This is a genomic window from Apibacter sp. B3935 (assembly GCF_009827705.1).
Taxonomy (GTDB): domain Bacteria; phylum Bacteroidota; class Bacteroidia; order Flavobacteriales; family Weeksellaceae; genus Apibacter.
The window spans coordinates 22,192-43,759 of record NZ_WINL01000003.1; the positions used below are offsets into that span (position 1 = coordinate 22,192).

The window sequence follows — 21,568 nt, forward strand, 5'->3', positions numbered from 1 at the left end:
TATATATATTTTTTATATTTCAAAATCAGAATTTACATCTAATTTTTGAGCAATAATCTTGTTTATTTTATTTTTCAAATAAGGAATGTAAACAGATTCCATTACATCCGCACAGAATGCGAACATAAGTAAAGCTTTAGCTTCTTTCTCATGTATTCCCCTTTGTTTCATATAAAACAAGGCATCATCATCAAGTTGCCCTACAGTACACCCATGGGAACATTTCACGTCGTCTGCAAAAATTTCTAACTGAGGTTTCGTATCGATGCTCGAGTTTTCAGATAGCAAAATATTATTATTTTGCTGGAAAGCATTCGTTTTTTGAGCTATTTTATTTACTTTGATTTTTCCGTTAAATATGCCATGTGCAGAATCTTGATATATCCCTCTATAAAGTTCATGGCTTTCACAATTAGGTTGGTTATGTTTAACAAGTGTATGATTTCCCACTTCTTGTCCATCTCCTATAAGGGTAACCCCTTTTAATGTAGAATTGATATTTTCTCCTTTGTGATCAAAAGATAATTCATTGCGAACCGTTTTGCCGCCTAATGAAAAAGTATGCACAAAGGCGTTGCTGTCTTTTTCTTGTTCAATATAGGTAGAGTCTATTAAACAAGAGGAATGTTTATCATCCTGAATTTTATAAAGGCTGAAATTCGTATTTTTTCCAACAAAAATTTCTGTAACTATATTATGGAAGAAGTCCAATTCAGAAAGCGTATGAATTCTTTCAGAAATTTGAATTTGAGACTGATCTTCAATGACAAATAAATTACGAAGGTTGCTAATGGCCTTATATTCTTGTTTTGAGCTTATATAGATTAATTCAATTAACTGATTCTCTATTGTATGTTTAGGTACATAAATAAAAGTTCCTTCTTGATATGATGCCGTATTTAATACGTTAAAATAATTCTCATTATTAGAAATGGAATTTAGCTTAGAGAGAATAATTGTTTGATATGTTTCATTTTTTAAAGCTTCAGAAAAAGGAAACACTTTCCATGAATCCTGTGGGTAATTGGAATACATTGGTGAAATGATTCCATCAATCAAAACTATTTTAAAAGAATTCGATTCATTACCTAAAATACTCTCTATAATCTCTTTAGAAACAGGATTATTTTTTGCAGCTTTATAAGTTTCCGGATTAAAATCTGCTATTTTTGAAAATTTCCAATCTTCATTTTTTGAGGTTGGAAGACTGCTATTCTCTAATGTTTGTTGAGCTTGTTTTATAATTTTTACTAATTCTGTATGTTGTGGAATGTTCATTTTACTAATTTTAGTTAAGAGGATGACTGATTGGCGTATTCGAAAATTATAACCAATCGTAACCTTTTTCTTCTAATTCCAATGCTAATTCTTTAGTTCCCGATTTTATAATTTTTCCGTTCATTAAAACATGTACGAAGTCAGGAACGATATAATCCAATAAGCGTTGGTAATGAGTAATAACTAAAACGGCATTATCTTTATTTTTTAATTTATTAACCCCATTAGAAACAATACGTAATGCATCAATATCAAGCCCTGAATCCGTTTCATCCAAAATGGATAATTTAGGTTCTAACATAGCCATTTGGAAAATTTCATTTCTTTTCTTTTCACCACCTGAAAATCCTTCATTAAGAGATCGGGAAAGAAAATCTTTTCTTATTTCAAGCATTTCAGATTTTTCTTTAACTTTTTGTAAAAATTCCTGTGCCGAAATATCTTCCTGTCCACGAGCTTTGCGATTAGCATTTATGGCTGCCTTTAAAAAGTTGGAAACGCTAACACCCGGAATTTCCACGGGATATTGAAAAGACATAAATATACCGGCATTGGCTCTTTCTTCAGGAGCAAGGTCTAACAAATTTTTTCCATCTAAAAGAATAGAACCTTCGGTAACTTCATAATCTTCTCTTCCGGTAATTACATTGGAAAGCGTACTTTTTCCCCCTCCATTAGGACCCATAATCGCATGTACTTCTCCTTTATTGATTTCAAGATTTATTCCTTTAAGTATTTCTTTTTCTCCAATTCTTGCGTGCAAATTTTTTATTGATAGCATTTTTATCGTATATTATCTTAAACTTATTCAAAAACAAATATACTACCTTTATAACTGCTGTAAAAAATAGGTTATAAATTTTATTGATTTCTAAATTGATTAACATTATTTAAATAAATATTTTTCAAAGACTTACTAATGCAAAGGTTTCCTATTAAATGGAATATTTCACAGAAAATCTCTCATTTTTAAATACTTCTTATTTAAAAAGTATGTTATAATAAATTCAATGAATTCAATTGATGTTGATTTTCTTTAAATTAAGGGTCTTTATCGTCAATATCCAGTTTTTTACTTATAATTTTCTTTAAAGCCGATGGAATCCACTTTAAAAGTTGTTCAATGCCATCTAAAATTTCTCCCGTATATGCACCGGTAAGCATACATAATACGTATATAGTATTGTGGGATACATCGGTAAATTCTTGCATCAGTATCCTCATGGAAATTCCTATTATTATGGAAATGGGTGTTTTAATAAGAAGTCTGCATACCGAAGTTCCTTTATATAAGGAACGAGCGATCATACTGATCACAGTAACAAGGATCACACCTTTGTTTTGGATAAAAAAATCAAATAGTGTTTCGTTAATTTCTTTATAATATGGTATCATATGGGCTTTTTAAAGGTTGTTATTTAAGGTTTTAATATGAAATACACTTTAATTATATCATATAAAATATTAATTTTTAGGGTGTCTAGTTTCGATAACAAAAATTATTAGCTTATTACTTCTTGAAAATTAAGGGATAAGAAAAGCTAATAATAAAGAAGCTTTCAATAAAAAAGAATAAAAAAAGAAAATTCTTACAAAATGAAATCGATAACATATCAATAGATAAATCATAAAAAAAGAATATTTTCTTTCATTTTATTTGTATTCTCGTAATATGGTTGCTTTCTCTTTCAAAATGAAACTCAGGTCGTTTCCATCTTTTTCGACGTATTTCATCTAATTTATCTTCAATTTTATCAATGAGATCGACGGGTATTTCTAAAGGGTAAGACCACTCTAAAATTTTAATTTGATTATGATGGATGATACATCTTTCCTTTAAACTAAGAAATTTTCGAACTTCAGAATCATAGCTTAAACAGGTTCTTAAATCATGGATGTTTAATTTTCTTTTTCTCATGGTATGGTGTATTAATTGGTGAATTGCTTCTCTTTAAATGCTAATTGAGACTAAGCTAAATCGGTTTATAATTGAATATTAATAATTGGATCATTCTAAATTCGCGCACTATATTTAACTAAACCGTTATAATTCGTGGAATCAATCTTAAAAATGGTATTTTGTTCTTTATATTCATATAATCATTTATTAGTTCCTATTTAGTTAACATCTTTCTTGTTTGTTTGTAAATCGAAATAAAAGTTTCGATATCTAATAAATTAATTTTCTGGTAATTATATGGGTTTTTAAAAAATTAATGTATATTTACGTTATAATACAAAGCAAACATACAAACATATTTGCAAAAAATAAATAAAATATGAAAAATAACACAAATTTCTTTGAAAGAATAGCTGAGATCATTAAATATAAAGGATTTAGAAGTGTTCATGATTTTGCAATTAATGGGTTGGGATATAGTTCTTCGGAAAAATTAAACCGATTAAAAAGGGAAGGAACTAAACCTTCTTATGATATATTAGAAGATATTGCCAATAAGTTTGATGAAATAAATGTAAATTGGCTTCTTACCGGAAGGGAATCCATGTTAAAAAGAGGATCAGGATTTCCGAGAGGAAAAGAAATTATTACTGTTCCGATAAATGTGCACCGTAAAACGGCGGATCCTGTTAGAGAAATACAAGATGTTCCATTATATGATTTAGAAGCTACGGCCGGTTTGGTTGAGCTTTTTAAGGGGACTTCCAGTGAAGCGGTTCTGGATCGAATTCGTATACCGGGTATAGCTAATTGCGATGGAGGAGTATATGTGAAAGGAGATTCCATGTATCCATTACTGAAAAGTGGTGATATAGTATTATATAAAGAAATAACTTTAGATAAAATTTTTTGGGGAGAAATGTATTTACTATCTATAAAAATTGATGATTGGAGTGAATATATTACCGTTAAGTTTGTCCAAAAATCCGAATTAGGAGACAATTATATAAAGCTGGTTTCACAGAATCAACATCATCAGCCTAAAGATATGTTAATGGAGAATATAAATGCTATTGCATTAATACGAGCAAGTATACGGTTGCATAATTAAATTACTATATTTAATACGTTTGAGATTTTATACGGTTAAGTAAAATTTATCTGAAAACTTCATAAAGTAACTTTTTTACCTTAACCGTTTTTTTTAAATCTGTAGATATTATAAATTTTTTATAAATAAATAATATTGTGATCAATAGTAATTAAAGGCTCATTAGTTTAAAATTATATAAGAATATAGATGAGATCCTCAAATATAATAGGAAGTAATATTTTAATCCCTGTAATAAATGCGCTTTACTCTGGGCGAAATAGAGGTTAAGACTTCATAAGGAATTGTTTGATACCAGTCAGCATATTCTTTCAAACTAGGATTTTCACCAATTATAATGACTGGATCTCCTTCCTTACAAGCAATGCCCGTTACATCAATCATCATCATATCCATACAAATATTTCCAATGATAGGAGCTTTCATTCCATGTATCGTTACATATCCTTTACCATTTCCTATGATTCTACGAATACCGTCTGCATAGCCAATAGGTAAAGTTGCAATAGAAGAATTTTTTTCAACAACATAATGTCGGCCATATCCAACCGTTTCTCCGGGTTTAAGATTGTGAATATTAGAGATAACAGTTTTTAAAGTAATTACATTTTCCAGCATTTTTAAAGCCTTTTCGTTATCAATATATCCATACATACCAATACCTAAACGAACGGCGTCAAATTGATATTCAGGATAATTAAGAATACCGTTTGAATTTGCTATATGAAGAAGAGGTCGATAACCTAATATTTTAACTAATAGATCAAATGAATATTTCAGTCTCGTCGCTTGTAATCTGGTAAATTCTTCTTGCTCTAACACATCGGACACTGCAAAATGACTGAAAACCGATTTTACCTTTACATAAATATTATCTTTTAATAAGACACCTAATTTTTGAGCTTCATCGGGTTGGAAGCCTAAACGATGCATTCCGGTATCTATTTTAATATGAATAGGATAATCCGATACGCTTTTTTCTTTTAATTTTTGTGTAAATAAATCAAGTTCCCTAAAACTGTATATTTCCGGCTCCAAGTTATATTCAATGACACGATCATAACTGCTGATTTCAGGATTCATAACCATAATGGGTAAATAAATCCCCCGGTCTCTTAATTTAATACCTTCATCCGCATAAGCTACGGCCAGATAATCTATATGATAATATTGTAAAACTTCTGCAATTTCAAAATTTCCCAAACCGTAAGAAAAAGCCTTAACCATGGCAATAATTTTAGTTTTCGGTTTTAATTGACTTTTGAAATAATTTACGTTATTCAAAAGTGAATTCAGATTAACTTCCAATATGGTATCATGAGATTGAACTTGCAATAATTGAGCAACTTTTTCCAATTCAAACACGCGGGCCCCTTTAATTAATAGGGCAGCATCTTTTATAGATCGATTTTCTAAAAACTTAATAACTTCTGCCGTGGACAAAAAGCTTTTTAACATAGCATTAAATAAGCTTTGATATTGGTGCATTTTTTCTCCAACTAAAAGGACATGATGTAAAGGAAAAGAATTAACTAAATCAGCAATTTTTTTATACAATGCAGCTTCAGGAAGACGAGATTGGAAAATATCCGATAATACCAATACTTTTTTAGGTTTATTTTGCTGAAAAAGGAACTGTAAGGCTATTTCCAAAGATTGGTAATCCGAGTTGAAGGTGTCGTTTATGATAGTACAATTATTAATTCCCGATACTTGTTCTAAACGCATCGATACCGGTTGCAAATGAAAAATTTTTTCTTGTATGATATCGTATTTACAACCCAATTCAGAAAGTACGGCTACTAAACATAATACATTTTGAATAGAGGCATTGTCAGTAAAAGGGATAGTATATTTTCTCTTCTCCCCCCAAATGGAAACGTTCAATTCTGTTGTATTACCGGTAAGAGAAATATCTAATAATTGGATGTCTGAATTTTCCTTTCCGAAAGAAATTAATTTTTTATTGGGATACGTTTTTTGAATTATTTTTGAAATAATCGGATCACTTGGATAAATAATTACCCTTGAGTTTTTAAAAAGTTTAATTTTTTCTATAACTTGCTCTTCCCGATCTTTAAAATATTCGGAATGAGCTGCCAATACATTTGTGAGGACTCCAATTGAAGGGTGCAAAACATCTTCCTGTTTATCCATTTCACCGGGTTTGGAAATTCCGACTTCAAAAATTCCTAAATTGTGTTTAGATGTAATTTGTAATAGAGATAAGGGAAGTCCAATTTGAGAATTAAAACTCTTAGGACTTTTTATAATTGAAAATTCATCCCATAAACATTGGTCAAGCCATTCTTTTAGTATAGTTTTACCATTACTTCCGGTAATGCCTATGGTTAGAAGATTAGGAAAAGAAGTTGCGTGATGACGAGCCCATTTTTGCAATGCAGAAACCGTATCATCTACTATCAAATATGTAGCATCGGGATGCATTGAGGGAATATGTGACGCTATAAAAATTCGAACCGATTTATTATAAGCATCTTCCATATAAGTATGTCCGTCTCGAACTCCTTTAAATGCAATAAAAGTACCATCTGCAGGAGATACTATATTTCGGCTGTCATAGAATACATGTTTAATTATTCTATCAGGATTGCCGATGAGTTGGGCATCGATAATTCGAGCCAGTTGAGATACGGAATATTTCATCGTAGAATCTCTAATTAAATTTCATCCTTTTTCTGTACTTTTTCCTTATTCATTATCTCCCAAAAAGCTTGCCTGCTTAGAGGTTCATATTTGTCCTTTTCTCCTAATTCCACCAAGTTCTCACCGGATGAAATTCGATGGGAATAATTAGCTAAATTTCCGGTTTTTACGCAAACAGCATGTACTTTTGTTACGTATTCGGCGGTAGCCATTAAAAAGGGCATCGGTCCAAAAGGTCTGCCTTTAAAATCCATATCCAAACCTGCAACTATAACTCGTTTTCCTTGATTGGCAAGTAGATTGCAAACTTCCACTATAGTATCGCTAAAAAACTGAGCTTCATCGATTCCTACAACATCGCAATCGGCTGCCAAAAGAGGAATTTCTAAAGGATTATCAATAGGAGTGCTGGGATAAGAAGTTTGGTCATGGGAAACCACCAATGTTTCATCATATCTTACATCCATGGCAGGTTTGAAAATTTCAACCTTTTGTTTTGCAAATTCTGCACGTTTAAGTCTGCGTATAAGTTCTTCAGTTTTACCGGAAAACATGGAACCGCAAATTACTTCAATCCAGCCAGTTTGTTGAGTGCTATTTGTTGTATTTTCAAGAAACATTTGTAAATTTCGGGTCTTTAATAAAAATTTTTACAAAAGTAGAAATTAACGAACATATTAAAAAGCAAATTATGAATGCTAAAGAAATATTTCAAAAGGAAGTTCTAGAGGAAATAAAATCCATTGCCGGAGAAATTAGCCGTGTGCAAAGCTTTTCAGGTCTTTTGTCGCATCAGCAGAAAATTCAAAATTTATACGAAAAATTTATTTTTTTAAAACAATTATCTACTTCTAAATATCAGCAGATTCTTGAAAATTTAGAAAGTAATGGAAAAGTTCAGGAAAAAAAAGTAGAGGTTAGAGATTTTTATGAAACGGACAAAGAGGCGGCAAGTGAAGTATCTGATCCTATAGACTCAACAAAAAATGATAAGGTTGAAAACAATGTAATCACAGAAGAACAAAAAGTTGAGGATCCTTTTGTAGAAGCAGTTGATACAACTGAAGAGATGAGAAAATCAGAGGAAGAAAATTTAAAAAAAATGAATTCTCTGAATATCCAAATTGCAGAAATAAAACCTCAAGAAAAGAATAGAATTGTACGACCAATTAATTTAGATTTTAATGATTCCATAGCATTTATCAGTCAATTGTTTAATGGCAGCAAATCAGATATGGATGCTGAATTTGCTCAGTTAAACCAAACCCGAACGATAGAAGAAGCAAAAAGATGGATGGAAAAAATGTTCGTAAAATACAATTGGAAAAACAAAGAAGAATATGTGGAACGTCTATCCGGTTTAATAGTTCACAGGTTTGATTCTTAAAAGTTTATAAAGTATATGAGTGGAAAGCTATATTTAATTCCAACTCCTATTGGAAATCTGGAAGATATAACCCTGCGGGCTTTACGTCTTTTGAAGGAAGTAGACTTAATTTTGGCTGAAGATACTCGTACTTCCGGTAAGCTTTTAAAGCATTACGATATCCAAACGCCTATGCAATCATATCATATGTTTAATGAACATCAAAAAACAGAGGGATATACTCAGCAAATTTCTGAAGGACGTGTCATTGCTTTAATCACCGATGCCGGAACGCCGGGAATCTCGGACCCCGGATATATGCTTGTAAAATCGTGTATCGAAAAAAATATATCGGTAGAATGCCTCCCGGGAGCAACGGCTTTTGTTCCTGCCCTGGCTATCTCAGGTCTTCCTTCTCATGAATTTATTTTTGTAGGCTTTTTACCGGCCAAAAAAGGAAGGCAAACCAAACTTAAAGAGCTATCTCAAGAGAGCAGAACTATTATTTTATATGAAAGCCCCCATAAAATAAATACTACTTTGGAACAAATCTCTGAAATCTTCGGAGAAGATCGAAGAGTTAGCATAAGCAGGGAACTTACCAAAATGTATGAAGAAACGTTGCGTGGCAGGGTAGGCGAAATAGTAAAAATATGCAAAGAAAAGCCTTTGAAAGGCGAAATAGTTTTACTAATTGAAGGAAAATAAGTATCTTTAGATTTATGATTTCCAACCGGTGTAAATACGCTTTAAAAGCTTTAATTTATATAGCAAGACAAGATAAGGATAAAAGTATATTATCGACAGAAATCTCTAATGATGAAAATATTCCCAAAAAGTTTTTGGAGAATATTTTAAGAGACCTTAAGAATGCACAATTTTTAACTAGTAGAAGAGGAGCAAAAGGAGGGTATCGATTGAATAAAGATCCCGAAAAAGTAACCTTGATAGAAGTGATTCGATTAATGGATGGCCCGATCGCATTATTGCCTTGTGTGTCGATTATGTATCATCAACCGTGTGATACTTGTACAACAGAAGATACTTGTACCATACGAGATGTATTTATAGAAGTTCGAGATGCTACCTTAGAAATATATAGAAAAACAACCTTAGCAAGTTTGGCAAAAAAGAAAAATAAGTTATCTTTGTGATCGAAAATTCGGGGCTGTAGCTCAGCTGGCTAGAGTGTTAGACTGGCAGTCTAAAGGTCGTGGGTTCGAGCCCCATCAGCTCCACAAGATTAAAATTCAAATATCTGATACACCGAATTATAATATTTGGTGTTTTTTATTTTTAGGCAATATCTATAAAGCCGGTTTGATTTTTATTTTCAATAAATAAATATTATTTTACTTATTAAACAGTTTCTCTATTAAATCATTTTTTCATAAAGTGCTTATTTTATAATATAGAATTCTACTATTTTTTCAATAGGATAAATAGCATATTTATAATGAACAGCGTAACTGAATGATTCATCTTGACATATATTTATTATAATTAATACCCTTTTCTTTATAAATCTTAATGGATTCAATAAGAAAATGTAGAGCAGAAGCATTTTTATCTAGAATCTTATCATTTATTTACTCCTTTTTCTCAAGTTTAGATACCGTTTGTTAAGAAAGTTTCAACTTATTTACCTATTCTTCAGGTTAAACTCCTAATAATTCGAGAAGATATTACATTTCTTCCATGATGCATATTTGGATCTAGCTCGAGAATAAGTTTTCCCTAACATTTTTTATTATAAACAATTTTCCCATCATTGTTTTTATATTCAATTAATTATAGATACATGAAACAAATAATGGTTTATAAAATTGATTTGTTTTTGTTTAGTGTCAAAGTATTAAGTAATATAAGTCTTTTACTTTTTGTTGTTTTATTTTATATTAATATATATATTTATCCTTTAATTTTGACGTTATGTTGATATACAATGGTATTAGAAGAAATATGGAAAATCGATAAACAAGCTCTTAATAAAAACCAAAAGGAAGCTATTTTAAATACAGAAGGCCCCCTGCTAATAATTGCGGGTCCAGGAGCAGGTAAAACAAAAACCCTTGTGGAACGTGTAGTTTACCTTATATCAAAAGGTGTTAATGCAGAGACTATACTTGTTGCTACATTCACTGAGAAAGCAGCAAAAGAACTTGTCACAAGAATTTCAAATCGATTATTACAACTTGGGATAGATATTAATCTCAATGAAATGTATATTGGTACACTACATTCTATTTTTCTTAGAATATTGGAAGAATATAGAGAGTTTACGAGTCTTAAACGAAACTATAATATTCTTGATCAATTTGACCAACGATATCTTATATTTAGAAATATCAATAGATTCACAGCAGTTGAAAATAGTGACTTCATTTGGAAGATAAATTTATCCAATTGGATTAAAGCTGATATCGTTGTAAAATATGTATCTAAAATAGCAGAAGAATATATCGACCCTGATGAGCTATACAATTCTGATGAGCCTGATTTACAAGTGATTGGTGATTTCTACAAAGAATATCAAAAACTGCTGAAAGAAGAAAATGTTATTGATTTTGCTACTATACAGAGTAAAGCTCTTGGGTTATTAGAGTACAATCCTGATATATTAGCAGAATTGCAGAATAAGATTAAATATATTATGATTGATGAATATCAAGATACCAATACTATTCAAGAACGTCTTATTCTATTACTAGCTGATAAACACAAAAATATTTGTGTTGTTGGAGATGATGATCAAAGTTTATATCGTTTTCGAGGAGCTTCTATACGCAATATTTTAGAGTTTTCTACACACTTTGAAAAAGGGACTTGTAAAAAGGTTACATTAGATACCAATTATCGTTCACACCCTGATATTATCAATTTCTATAACAGGTTTATGAACAGACATAATTGGAATCATAATGGTAAAACTTTCAGATACGAAAAGACTATCAAACCAAATGATGGTGAATATCCAAACATTCCTGCTGTAATCAAAGTATCTAAACATAATGATAAAGAAGCTTATCATCAAGAAGTTTATAATTTCATCAAAGATTTAAAAGATAAGGGTGTACTGACTGATTACAATCAAATAGCATTTCTATTCAAATCTGTTCAAAGTGACCAAGCCATTGGATTAGCTGAATTTTTAGAAGATAAGGGCATACCTGTTTTCTCACCACGTTCCAAGATGTTTTTTGAACGTGAAGAAATACGTTTGCTGATTGGTGCATTTGTTACCATATTTCCTAACCTATTTCAACGTCTGAAATGGAATGATACAGCAGAATTGGATATATGGTATTATTATAGAGGTTGTCAAGTAGAATTTATGAATGAGTTTACGAAAGACTCACAAACTCACAAAACACTTTATAAGTGGACTTTGAGTAAGATGAAAGCTCATACTAACTTTTCTCAAAGTACCAACTATGCATTTGCTGCCCTTTTGTATCAACTTCTTGAATTTCCAATGTTTTCAAAATATTTGGATGTCAACCTACAAGAAAAGAAAACAGACCTGAGAGCAACATATAATATCGCTATGTTCTCCAAACTATTATTTAAGTTTGAACATACCTATAATATCACTGTTTTTACAGAAAAGAATATTGACAGAACCTTAAAAGAATTGTTTAATAAATTCTTACGATTTTTGAAGGAAGGTGGTCTTGAAGAATATGAAGACTTTGAAGAATACGCTCCCTCAGGTTGTATTTCATTTATGACTATTCACCAATCCAAAGGGCTTGAATTCCCTATTGTTATTGTTGGTTCATTAAACGCATCACCACGAGAACAATATGATGATATTGACTTGAAACTTCAATCAGACTACTATCACAAGCCACCCTTCGAACCTATTAAAAAAACTAAGTATTATGACTTTTACAGGTTGTTTTATACTGCTTTTTCAAGACCTCAGAACCTATTGGTATTATCAGCTTGTACAAGAGAGGGACAAGGACGCACACCATCCAAACATTTTGCGGATACTTTTAATAAATTGCCATCTTGGACAGATGAACGTTTTAAACCCGAATTGCTTGAATTAGAAAACCTAAAACCCATCAATATAAAGCATGAATATGCTTTTACATCCGATATCTTATTATATGAAAACTGTCCTTTACAATATAAATTCTATAAAGAATTAGGATTTGTTGAAGTTCGTACAGGGGGCGTTTTAGGGGGTAGTTTATTACATCAAACGATTGAAGATATTCATCGTGCAGTATTGAAGAAAGAAGAAAATAAGCTCACTAATGAAAATATAACCGATTGGTTTAATCGTAATTATCAACTATTATCCAAACAGCAAAGAAGTTATCTACACCAAGGACAGCTTAACGCATTGTTGAAACAGGTGTTAAGGTATCGTGACCGCAATCAGAGTCGTTGGAATTTGATATTAGAAACCGAAGTTGATGTGTCTTTGGTAAAAGAAGATTATATTCTGAAAGGAACTATAGACCTTATACAGGGTGATAATGAAACAGTAGAATTGGTAGACTTTAAGTCAGGAGATAAACCTGATGTAAACTCAACAGACCCTAAAGTGCGAAAATTGTTGAACCAATACCAACGTCAATTGGAAGTTTATGCACATATTATCGAAAAAAACAAAGGTGTAAAAATAAGTAAACTGCATTTGTACTACCCAAAAGAAGATGATGGTATTCCATACATTACTTTTAAAGCAAATATAGATAACATAAACGCTACGATTGATATATTTTCTGAGGTAGTAAACAGAATAGAATCAAAAGATTACGATATGAGTCGTACACCTAAAGGTGAAAAGCAATGCGGAGAATGTGATATGCGATATTATTGTAATCCACATATGTTTAGTGAATAAAAGAAAGAATTAATTACTATGGAAGATAATAGATTAAATCTGAATGCAGAACGAAAAATAGATTCGGTTGAAGAATTTAAATTTGAACCTATCAAGGGTTATCCCATGTTGAGATGGAAGGGTAAACGTCCTTTTACAAGTACGCAATATTACCCTGCACAATTGAAGGAACAACATGGTGAAGAAACCGATGGTTGGATGAATAAAATCTTTTGGGGTGATAACTTACAAGTGATGTCTCATCTTTTGAAAAAATATCGTGGACATGTAGATTTAATTTATATTGACCCTCCGTTTGATAGTAAAGCAGATTATAAGAAAAGGATATCACTAAAAGGGCAAAATGTAGAAAATGATAATTCTGCATTTGAAGAAAAACAATATACAGATATTTGGTCAAATGATGAATATCTCCAATTCATGTATGAACGATTTGTTCTTCTTCGTGAGTTACTATCTGATACAGGTACTATCTATATTCATTGTGATTGGCATAAATCGCATTATCTAAGATGTATAATGGATGAAATATTTGGTCAATCAAATTTTTTCAATGAGGTTATATGGCAACGTTCGACAACTGTTGGAAGTAGTAAAGCAATTGCAAACAAATTCCCTATACTTTCTGACACATTATTAGTATATACGAAAGACATATCTAACTATACTTTTAACAAATTGTATACGCCACCATCAGAAGAGTATAAAGCTCGTTTTAAAGAAAAGGATAAAAATGGATACTATTATTGGAATACATTAGCATCTTATTCACAAGAAACTTTTGACCGACTTCAAGAGGAAGATAAGGTAAGATGGACTGATGGGGCTAAATACCCTCAGTACAAAACTTATTTACATGAGTTAAAAGGAAATGTTATTTCAAATGTTTGGTCTGATATAAATATGTTGAATCCAATGTCTGAGGAGAGACAAAGTGTTCAATATCCAACACAAAAACCTGAGACATTATTAGAACGTATCATTAAATCATCATCCAATAAAGGCGACCTTATTTTTGACTGTTTTATGGGTAGCGGAACTACCCAAAAGGTAGCAATGAAACTTGGTAGGCGTTTTATTGGTGCAGATATCAATTTAGGAGCAGTTCAAACAACTACAAAACGTTTGATAAAGGTAGCTAATGAGTTGAATAGTCAACAAAATAAGATCGGCTTTGATGATGAAAATAAGATTGAAAATTACTATACAGGATTTCAAGTTTATAATGTCAACAATTACGATGTGTTTCGTAATCCTATCGAAGCAAAAGATTTGTTGTTAAAAGCATTGGAAGTACAACCCATGCCAAACAGTATGCTGTATGATGGTGAAAAAGATGGACGTTTTGTAAAAGTGATGCCTGTAAATCGTATTGCTACACGTGCCGACCTCAATGAGCTGATAGTCAACTTTGACTACAAGACCTTCGAAAAACGCCACAATGAAAGCCCCAACAAACCTGTCGAATCCATTCATTTGGTGTGTATGGGACACGAACCCGACTTGGCAGCACATTTGAAAGAACAAGTACCCTTTCCATTAGATGTGAAAATAGTAGATGTTTTGAGAGATAAATCGAACTTAGAATTCAAACATGACAGCGATGCTGAAATCAGTATCGAGGGTAATCGTTTGTTAGTTCGGGAATTCTATCCAATGAATTTACTCCAAAAACTTTCCATCCAAAAAGAAAATGTAGAGAATTGGAAAGAAATGACAGAAAGTATAATGATAGACTTCAATTATGATGGTTCTATTTTCGAACCTCAGATTGTTGATATACCGGAGAAAAACGAATTGGTAAAGGGAGTCTATGATATACCAAAAGATTCGGGTACAATCCATATCAAAATAACAGACCTTTTGAGTGAAACTTTTGAAAAGACTATTAAATAATGGCAAAGAAAAAATCATCACATATTGATTTTCCCTTTTATTGGTATTTGAACTTATTCATTTCACAAGAAAGGAAACGGATATATAAAGAATTTAAAGGAATAACTAAGAAATATTTAATTTTTAATAATCCTGAAGAAAATGTTGAAGCCTATCTTCGCAAACCACAATTTGAAGCCTTGGAAATGTATGTTTTCCTAAAAGAATTTTGTGAAAACAAGCATTTGAACGAAATATTTGTAGAATGGGTTTATAAAAAAAATGTATTTAAAGACAGAGAAACCACGGGATTAAGTTCTAAAGGACAGATAGATTTATTTGAAAACGAATTTAACTTCGATGAAAATAAGGATCTTTATCAAGCAGTCTTTAATCAAATAGAAGAGTTCAAACAAGAGTATCCCAACTATATCTTTTCTCTCACAATGGGGCTAGGGAAGACTGTTCTGATGGCTACATCGATCTTTTATGAATTCCTATTAGCAAATAAATTTCCCAAAGACCCGAAATATTGTCACAATGCTTTGGTATTTGCACCCGACAAGACTGTTTTACAATCACTAAAAGAGATTCAAACTTTTGACAAATCAAAAGTTGTACCTCCTGAATATGTCAATTTTATAGAAAATATAAAATTCCATTTTTTGGATGATACAGGACTTACATTGAATCTGCTCGAAGGTTCAAGATTTAATATTATCATATCCAATACTCAAAAAATAATTTTGAGAAGGCAACAAAAAGAGCAAACTCAAATTCAACAATTATTCAGTGATCGAACCCATGCATTTTTGAAAATGGGAAAAGACTTGTATGGTGAAGAACTAAATGAACACAATCTCCTTACAAATCAACGTTTTGAATCCTTAAGGCGTATTTCTCAACTAGGAATTTATGTTGATGAAGCTCACCATGTATTTGGTAGTACCTTAAAGAAAGATTTTGATCCCAACAAGGCTACAAGTTTACGAAACACTATCAATAAGTTAGCAGAAAGTTTGAATTACGCAGGAACTCACATTGTAGGCTGTTACAATTATACAGGAACTCCATACGTTGGTAAACGTTTATTACCTGAGGTAGTTTATTATTACGGTTTGAAAGATGCGATTGATAACAAGTATTTGAAAAAAGTCAAAGTAGAAGAATTTGAAAATATAAGAAGTCAAACACAAGCATTTGTAAGATATTCAATTACTAAATTTTGGGATGCTTATGATGGGAAACGCTTTGAAGGGATGTTACCTAAAATAGCATTCTTTGCAAGTTCAATAGATGAACTTCAAAATGAATTACGTCCTGCAGTTGAGCAGGTATTAATAGAATTGAATATACCAATTTCAAAAATTCTTGTAAATGTAGGTGATGCAACTATCACAAATAATGATGATTTAAGAGAGTTTATTAATTTGGACACCATAAGCTCAGAGAAACAATTCGTTCTTCTTGTAAACAAAGGAAAAGAGGGTTGGAACTGTCGTTCATTATTTGGTGTGGGTATGCATCGATGCCCTAAGTCAAAGATATTTGTACTTCAGGCGACAATGCGTTGTTTGCGTAAAATCACAGAGTATCAAGAAACAGCCATGGTATTCCTATCCAAAGAAAACGTTGATATTTTGAATGCTGAATTGGAAGAAAATTTCAGACTAACGATTGATGATTTAAAAGGAGAAAACGATGACAAAGAATTAGTTGAGGTTCGTTTCGTTCCACCACCAGTAGAATTGAAATTAAAACAGGTTAAGAAATTATACAAACTGAAAGAACGAAAACTTAATGAGGGTATAGACTTTGAATTTGAAAAGGTTGATATTGAAAGGTATAGGATTATTCAAACAGAAAGATCAATTACCGATTTATCAAAAAAAAGATATTCTAAAGATATTACTTATATAAAAGAGAAATTTAAATATTCAACATTATTATTAATCGGTGAAATATCACGATATTTGAATCTCAAACCAACACTTATAAAACAGATATTACAAGAATCCATACAAAGGCTTGATGAAGTTTTAAAATGGGTAAATGACTATAATGAATTGTTATACGATTGGGTTATACCCAAACTATTCAATTATTATTGGGATATACAGGAATTTACCTCTACGGATGAAATAAAAGTTGAATTAGTCAAAGCACCAAAAGAAGGATTTTACCAAATGAAGGTTAAGCCTGAACTCTTAGCAAGTTTAGAAGACAATAAATACAAACCTTTCAAAAACAAATCGTTCCATCTTGACAATTATTGTTTTGATAGTGTTCCAGAAAAAACATTATTCCAAACATTGCTTAATGAAAACAAGGTAGACAAAGTATGGTTTACAGGCATGTTAGCAAATGGCCAATCTGATTTTGTAATACATTACATAGATAATGTTTCGCATACATTACGCAGTTATTATCCTGACTTTCTAGTATTGCTCAAAGATGGTTCATATGTTATATTAGAAGTGAAAGCTGATTATATGATTGATGATGAAGTGGTAAAAGCTAAAAGTGAGTACGCTAAACAATTGGCAGATGCAAACAAAATGAGATATGAAATTATACAATCAAGTAATCCAACAATTAAATTTTAAAGTTATTTCATAAAAACATTTATCTTAACAAATAAGACAATGCTGGTTTACATTTATCGTATTTTATTATGTCTTTTTTAAAATATTTAGAATATTATGAGTCTAAAATTAAGTTTGAAGAAACTTTAGAGTTAATTGTTGAAAAATTCAACCTTAACTATAAAAGACTTTTTTAGTATGATATAATATTAATCAAAAAGATGGATAAAAAATATTTAAATAAGGTGTTAGACTTAGTGTTGAATATATAAACAGTAAAAGTGGGCTGGAGATGGACACCGGATTAGTATTTAATTAGCTCTTTATTTTGCTATTTAAAATAGAAATTAAACTTGAGCATAATATCTAAGCACCAAATTATTTTTTCGGTGCTTTTATTTTTTTAATAACTCTAATTTCTACACCTATAAGTACCTCCTCTCTTTTGAAAATCAATCTATTTAAAAATCAGTTATATTGGTTGAAATAAAGGTAATCAGTATACAAATTAAGATGATTTAAAATCAGAAATTTACATTAGCTCTATCAATGTTAATAAACAAGATTATTATTAAAATAATTTAAAAACAGTTTAAAGAATACCATCGGTGTCTTTGTCAACGATTTAAAAATTTATAAAGGTATAATCATTGCAATTAGAGTATGGGTAGAGATGAAATAATTAATTTTTAAAAGATCCATGTTAACAACTGCATGTATTTAAAGGATGAAAATAATATATCATAAAACCATACTGTTTTTATTTATTGTCATTGGTATGGTTAGCCATCTTAAATCACAATATAACAATAAAATACAGGATACTCTTTTGAATTCCAGGCAGCAGAGTATAATAATTATATCGAGCTATACAGCTAAGGGAGACTTATCTCAACTTAAAAAAGCGTTAAATAATGGGCTTAACTCCGGTTTAACAGTAAATGAAATCAAAGAGATCTTGGTACATTTATATGCCTATTGTGGATTTCCGCGAAGTATTCGGGGATTACAAACCTTTATGGAAGTGATTGAGGATCGTAAAAATCAAGGCATAAAAGATATAGATGGAAAAGATATTTCTCACTTTAAGAGGAACGAAAACAAATATGAAAGAGGAAAAAAGATACTGGAAGAATTGACTAAAACCCAACAACCAGAAAAACTTAGTGGTTATTCAGCATTTGCTCCGATAATTGATACCTTTTTGAAAGAACATTTATTTGCCGATATTTTTGAAAGAGATATTCTTACTTATGCTGAAAGGGAATTAGTAACCATTTCAGTTATTAGTGCAATAGGAAAAGCAGAACCTATGCTTCGTTCCCATTTAAATATCTGTCTTAATATAGGATGGTCTCCCCGACAACTTCAACAATTTACATCTATAATAAAAACAACTTTAAAAAGAAAAGAAGCAACCTCTGTGCGAAAAATTGTAAATGAAATAGTTAAACAGCAAGAAAAAAATACATAACATTTTAATCATGAATAAATTAACCTCAATATTAGCTATTGCAACATCATTAGTAGGGGCTGATGCAATGCAAGCACAATCGTCTCATAAAAACGATCAACAAAATCCGTTTACCTTAGTTTATGAAGGTGCGATCCAAAAAAATGAACCGGGAAAAGTAAATATACATCCGGTTAACTATAAATTACATGGAATTGAAATAGCGGTTAATGTTTATACCCCGGCCCATTACGAGTCTTCAAAAAAATATCCGGCTGTAGTTGTAGCCCATCCTAACGGGGGAGTAAAAGAACAAACTGCCGGACTTTATGCGCAAAAACTGGCAGAAGCAGGTTATATTACCATAGCTGCCGATGCTGCCTTTCAAGGAGCAAGTGGGGGAGAGCCTCGTCATACGGATAATCCTGCCTATCGCACCGAAGATATTCATGGAATGGCAGACTACATTTCTCAATACCCCGGAGTTGATGCCAATCGTATCGGAGCTCTGGGAATTTGCGGGGGTGGTGGATATACACTTAAGGCGGCTCAAACAGATAAAAGATTAAAAGCTATAGCCACTCTTAGTATGTTTAATTCGGGAGAAGTACGACGCAATGGATTCCAAAATTCACAAGTCAGTACGATTCAAGAACGTTTAAAACAAGCATCCGAGGCTCGAGCCCAAGAAGCATCCGGAGGAGAAATTTTGTATTCGGGAGTAGCTAGTGTTACAGATGAAGAGATTAATAAAACTCCTACGGATTTATATCGTGAAGGATTTGTATATTATTACAGAACTCATGCGCATCCCAATTCAACTTTTCTTTATACTACTAGTAGCCTTATATATTTAATGGCGTGGGATGCGACCGATCAAATAGAATTACTTAATCAGCCATTAGTAATGATTGCGGGAAGTAAAGCAGATACCAAATACATGACCGAAGAAGCTTTTTCTAAGGCTATTAATGCAAAAAATAAGGAGTTATTCCAAATTGAAGGGGCAACTCATATACAAACCTATTGGAAACCTGAATATGTATCTCAAGCAGTAAATAAATTAGTTGAATTTTATAAGAAAAACCTTTAAAAAGTAGTGGATAAATCATCAAGTTTTTTTAAAATTTAATAAACCATGAATCAAATTAGGGGCTCATTTTTTCAAGGAATACTTTTATGTAGTTTATTATTAATTGCGTGTAGGAGTACCCAACAAAGTAATAGATTGGATACACGGGAAGTGTCGGCGATTTTTCCTAAAGGAACTAAGGTTTCCAATGAGCATTTTACAGGAAACGTATGGTTAACTTATTTAGCTCCATCCGATAGCGTTTATAATGTTGTAATTGGTTCTGTAAGGTTCGAGCCGGGATCAAGAACTCATTGGCATTATCACTCTGGAGGCCAAATATTATTGATAACTGAAGGGGAAGGATGGTATCAAGAAAAAGGGAAGCCCGTTGAAATTATTAAAAAAGGAGACGTAATAAAATGTCCGCCTGATATTGAGCATTGGCATGGAGCTTCAAAAGATCAGTCCATGACACATATTGCCATTGGAACTAATAGCAATTTAGGCGGGGCTGTGTGGCTTCATCGGGTTACCGATAAAGAATATTTTAGCGGGGATAAATAAATACAAGGATAAACTTTTTGAATTTTTAACAACTAAATCTTATATATCAATAGAATATTCTCTATTGGAAAAATTTGTAAAATTTCAAGATTAGGTAAATATAAATCCACAATTTGTTTGATTAAAATACACATATCTGAAACGGTATAATTAATAAAGATAATGACCAACAATATTCTAAAACTTATATGGGGTTTATCTAATAGGAAGTTAATTGCCTGTATTGCAACTGTAAAGAGGAATTCATAAAATTTAGAATATTAATTACTTTATGAATTTGAATAATAAAGTAGTTGTTGATAATTAAGAAATTAGTCGATCATTTTTATAATGTAAAAATAATATAAAATTGTTAAAAATATAAAATATAGTTATTGATTTAATTGTAAATTTTATAAAATAGGAATTAATTGAATAAAAAAAAAGTTAAAAATAAAATCTAAAAAATAATAAATTTTATAATTAAAATTATATAATTAGGTAGAATCAGAATTCTTATAAAATAAGAGTAATCTATTAAGTTAATTTAGTAAAAAATGAATTGTCAATATTGACTATAGAGTATAAAAAAAATAACACTAATGAAAATATGTAAAAATGTAATGATGATTAAAAAGTATAAATAATGTTTATATAAAACAAAATGTTTACTTTTTTGTGTATTATTTATTATGATAATTTTTGTTTTTTTAATTATAAATATAATATCAAAATAATTACTAAATTTGCTTAAAATTTTATTTTACTAATAATAAAAATTATTTTATATGAATATTTCTGCCAAATATGATTTATTTTATGGATTATTTTTTTATCTAATCAAAAAAAAT

Annotated in this window: 16 protein-coding genes and 1 tRNA gene; 11 read left to right on the plus strand and 6 right to left on the minus strand. The window is 30.9% G+C overall.

The window, feature by feature from the left end; all coding sequences use genetic code 11:
• Positions 1-12 precede the first annotated feature (12 nt).
• The 4 genes from sufD to GFV00_RS06035 form a co-directional block, all read right to left on the minus strand.
• The gene (gene sufD / locus GFV00_RS06020; protein WP_160557645.1) at positions 13-1,278 is read right to left on the minus strand and encodes a Fe-S cluster assembly protein SufD; all 1,266 of its coding nucleotides are present in this window, start codon (positions 1,276-1,278) and stop codon (positions 13-15) included.
• 46 nt (positions 1,279-1,324) lie between these two features.
• On the minus strand, positions 1,325-2,059 hold the full coding sequence (gene sufC, locus GFV00_RS06025) for a Fe-S cluster assembly ATPase SufC (RefSeq protein ID WP_160542566.1): 735 nt from the start codon (positions 2,057-2,059) through the stop codon (positions 1,325-1,327).
• A 260-nt stretch (positions 2,060-2,319) separates the two neighbouring features.
• Positions 2,320-2,673 carry a hypothetical protein gene (locus GFV00_RS06030; protein WP_160557644.1) on the minus strand — a complete coding sequence of 118 codons (354 nt, stop codon included), beginning with the start codon at positions 2,671-2,673 and terminating at the stop codon, positions 2,320-2,322.
• A 253-nt stretch (positions 2,674-2,926) separates the two neighbouring features.
• On the minus strand, positions 2,927-3,196 hold the full coding sequence (locus GFV00_RS06035) for a hypothetical protein (protein ID WP_105296408.1): 270 nt from the start codon (positions 3,194-3,196) through the stop codon (positions 2,927-2,929).
• A 361-nt stretch (positions 3,197-3,557) separates the two neighbouring features.
• On the opposite strand from GFV00_RS06035, the gene GFV00_RS06040 reads away from it, so the two are divergent.
• Positions 3,558-4,289 (plus strand): S24 family peptidase, encoded by a 732-nt coding sequence (locus GFV00_RS06040; RefSeq protein WP_185149995.1) that lies wholly within the window; start codon positions 3,558-3,560, stop codon positions 4,287-4,289.
• Positions 4,290-4,511: 222 nt separating this feature from the next.
• On the opposite strand, the gene GFV00_RS06045 is transcribed toward GFV00_RS06040, so the two are convergent.
• On the minus strand, positions 4,512-6,956 hold the full coding sequence (locus GFV00_RS06045) for a bifunctional UDP-N-acetylmuramoyl-tripeptide:D-alanyl-D-alanine ligase/alanine racemase (protein ID WP_160557643.1): 2,445 nt from the start codon (positions 6,954-6,956) through the stop codon (positions 4,512-4,514).
• A gap of 14 nt (positions 6,957-6,970) precedes the next feature.
• Complete coding sequence (locus GFV00_RS06050) at positions 6,971-7,576, minus strand: thymidine kinase (protein ID WP_160557642.1); 606 nt, start codon at positions 7,574-7,576, stop codon at positions 6,971-6,973.
• 71 nt (positions 7,577-7,647) lie between these two features.
• Between GFV00_RS06050 and GFV00_RS06055 the strand changes: the two genes are divergently transcribed.
• From GFV00_RS06055 to GFV00_RS06100, 10 genes are all read left to right on the plus strand, one after another.
• Entirely contained in the window at positions 7,648-8,343 is a 696-nt protein-coding gene (locus GFV00_RS06055; protein WP_160557641.1) for a hypothetical protein, read from the plus strand.
• 15 nt (positions 8,344-8,358) lie between these two features.
• A complete protein-coding gene (gene rsmI / locus GFV00_RS06060) occupies positions 8,359-9,030 on the plus strand; it encodes a 16S rRNA (cytidine(1402)-2'-O)-methyltransferase (protein WP_160542561.1) in 672 nt (223 codons plus the stop codon).
• 14 nt (positions 9,031-9,044) lie between these two features.
• Positions 9,045-9,476, plus strand: a complete 432-nt coding sequence (locus GFV00_RS06065; RefSeq protein ID WP_105296402.1) for an Rrf2 family transcriptional regulator — start codon at positions 9,045-9,047, stop codon at positions 9,474-9,476.
• Positions 9,477-9,486: 10 nt separating this feature from the next.
• Positions 9,487-9,560: transfer RNA gene (locus tag GFV00_RS06070), tRNA-Ala, on the plus strand.
• A 707-nt stretch (positions 9,561-10,267) separates the two neighbouring features.
• Complete coding sequence (locus tag GFV00_RS06075) at positions 10,268-13,186, plus strand: ATP-dependent DNA helicase (RefSeq protein WP_160557640.1); 2,919 nt, start codon at positions 10,268-10,270, stop codon at positions 13,184-13,186.
• An 18-nt stretch (positions 13,187-13,204) separates the two neighbouring features.
• Positions 13,205-15,082 carry a site-specific DNA-methyltransferase gene (locus GFV00_RS06080; RefSeq protein ID WP_160557639.1) on the plus strand — a complete coding sequence of 626 codons (1,878 nt, stop codon included), beginning with the start codon at positions 13,205-13,207 and terminating at the stop codon, positions 15,080-15,082.
• A complete protein-coding gene (locus tag GFV00_RS06085; protein WP_160557638.1) occupies positions 15,082-17,667 on the plus strand; it encodes a TnsA endonuclease N-terminal domain-containing protein in 2,586 nt (861 codons plus the stop codon). The genes GFV00_RS06080 and GFV00_RS06085 overlap by 1 nt, the downstream gene beginning before the upstream one ends.
• A gap of 706 nt (positions 17,668-18,373) precedes the next feature.
• Positions 18,374-19,120, plus strand: a complete 747-nt coding sequence (locus GFV00_RS06090; protein WP_160557637.1) for a carboxymuconolactone decarboxylase family protein — start codon at positions 18,374-18,376, stop codon at positions 19,118-19,120.
• Between the two features lie 10 nt (positions 19,121-19,130).
• Entirely contained in the window at positions 19,131-20,192 is a 1,062-nt protein-coding gene (locus GFV00_RS06095; RefSeq protein ID WP_160557636.1) for an alpha/beta hydrolase, read from the plus strand.
• Between the two features lie 45 nt (positions 20,193-20,237).
• Positions 20,238-20,738: a cupin domain-containing protein gene (locus GFV00_RS06100; RefSeq protein ID WP_221411019.1), complete on the plus strand. Its 501-nt coding sequence runs from the start codon at positions 20,238-20,240 to the stop codon at positions 20,736-20,738.
• Positions 20,739-21,568: the final 830 nt, after the last annotated feature.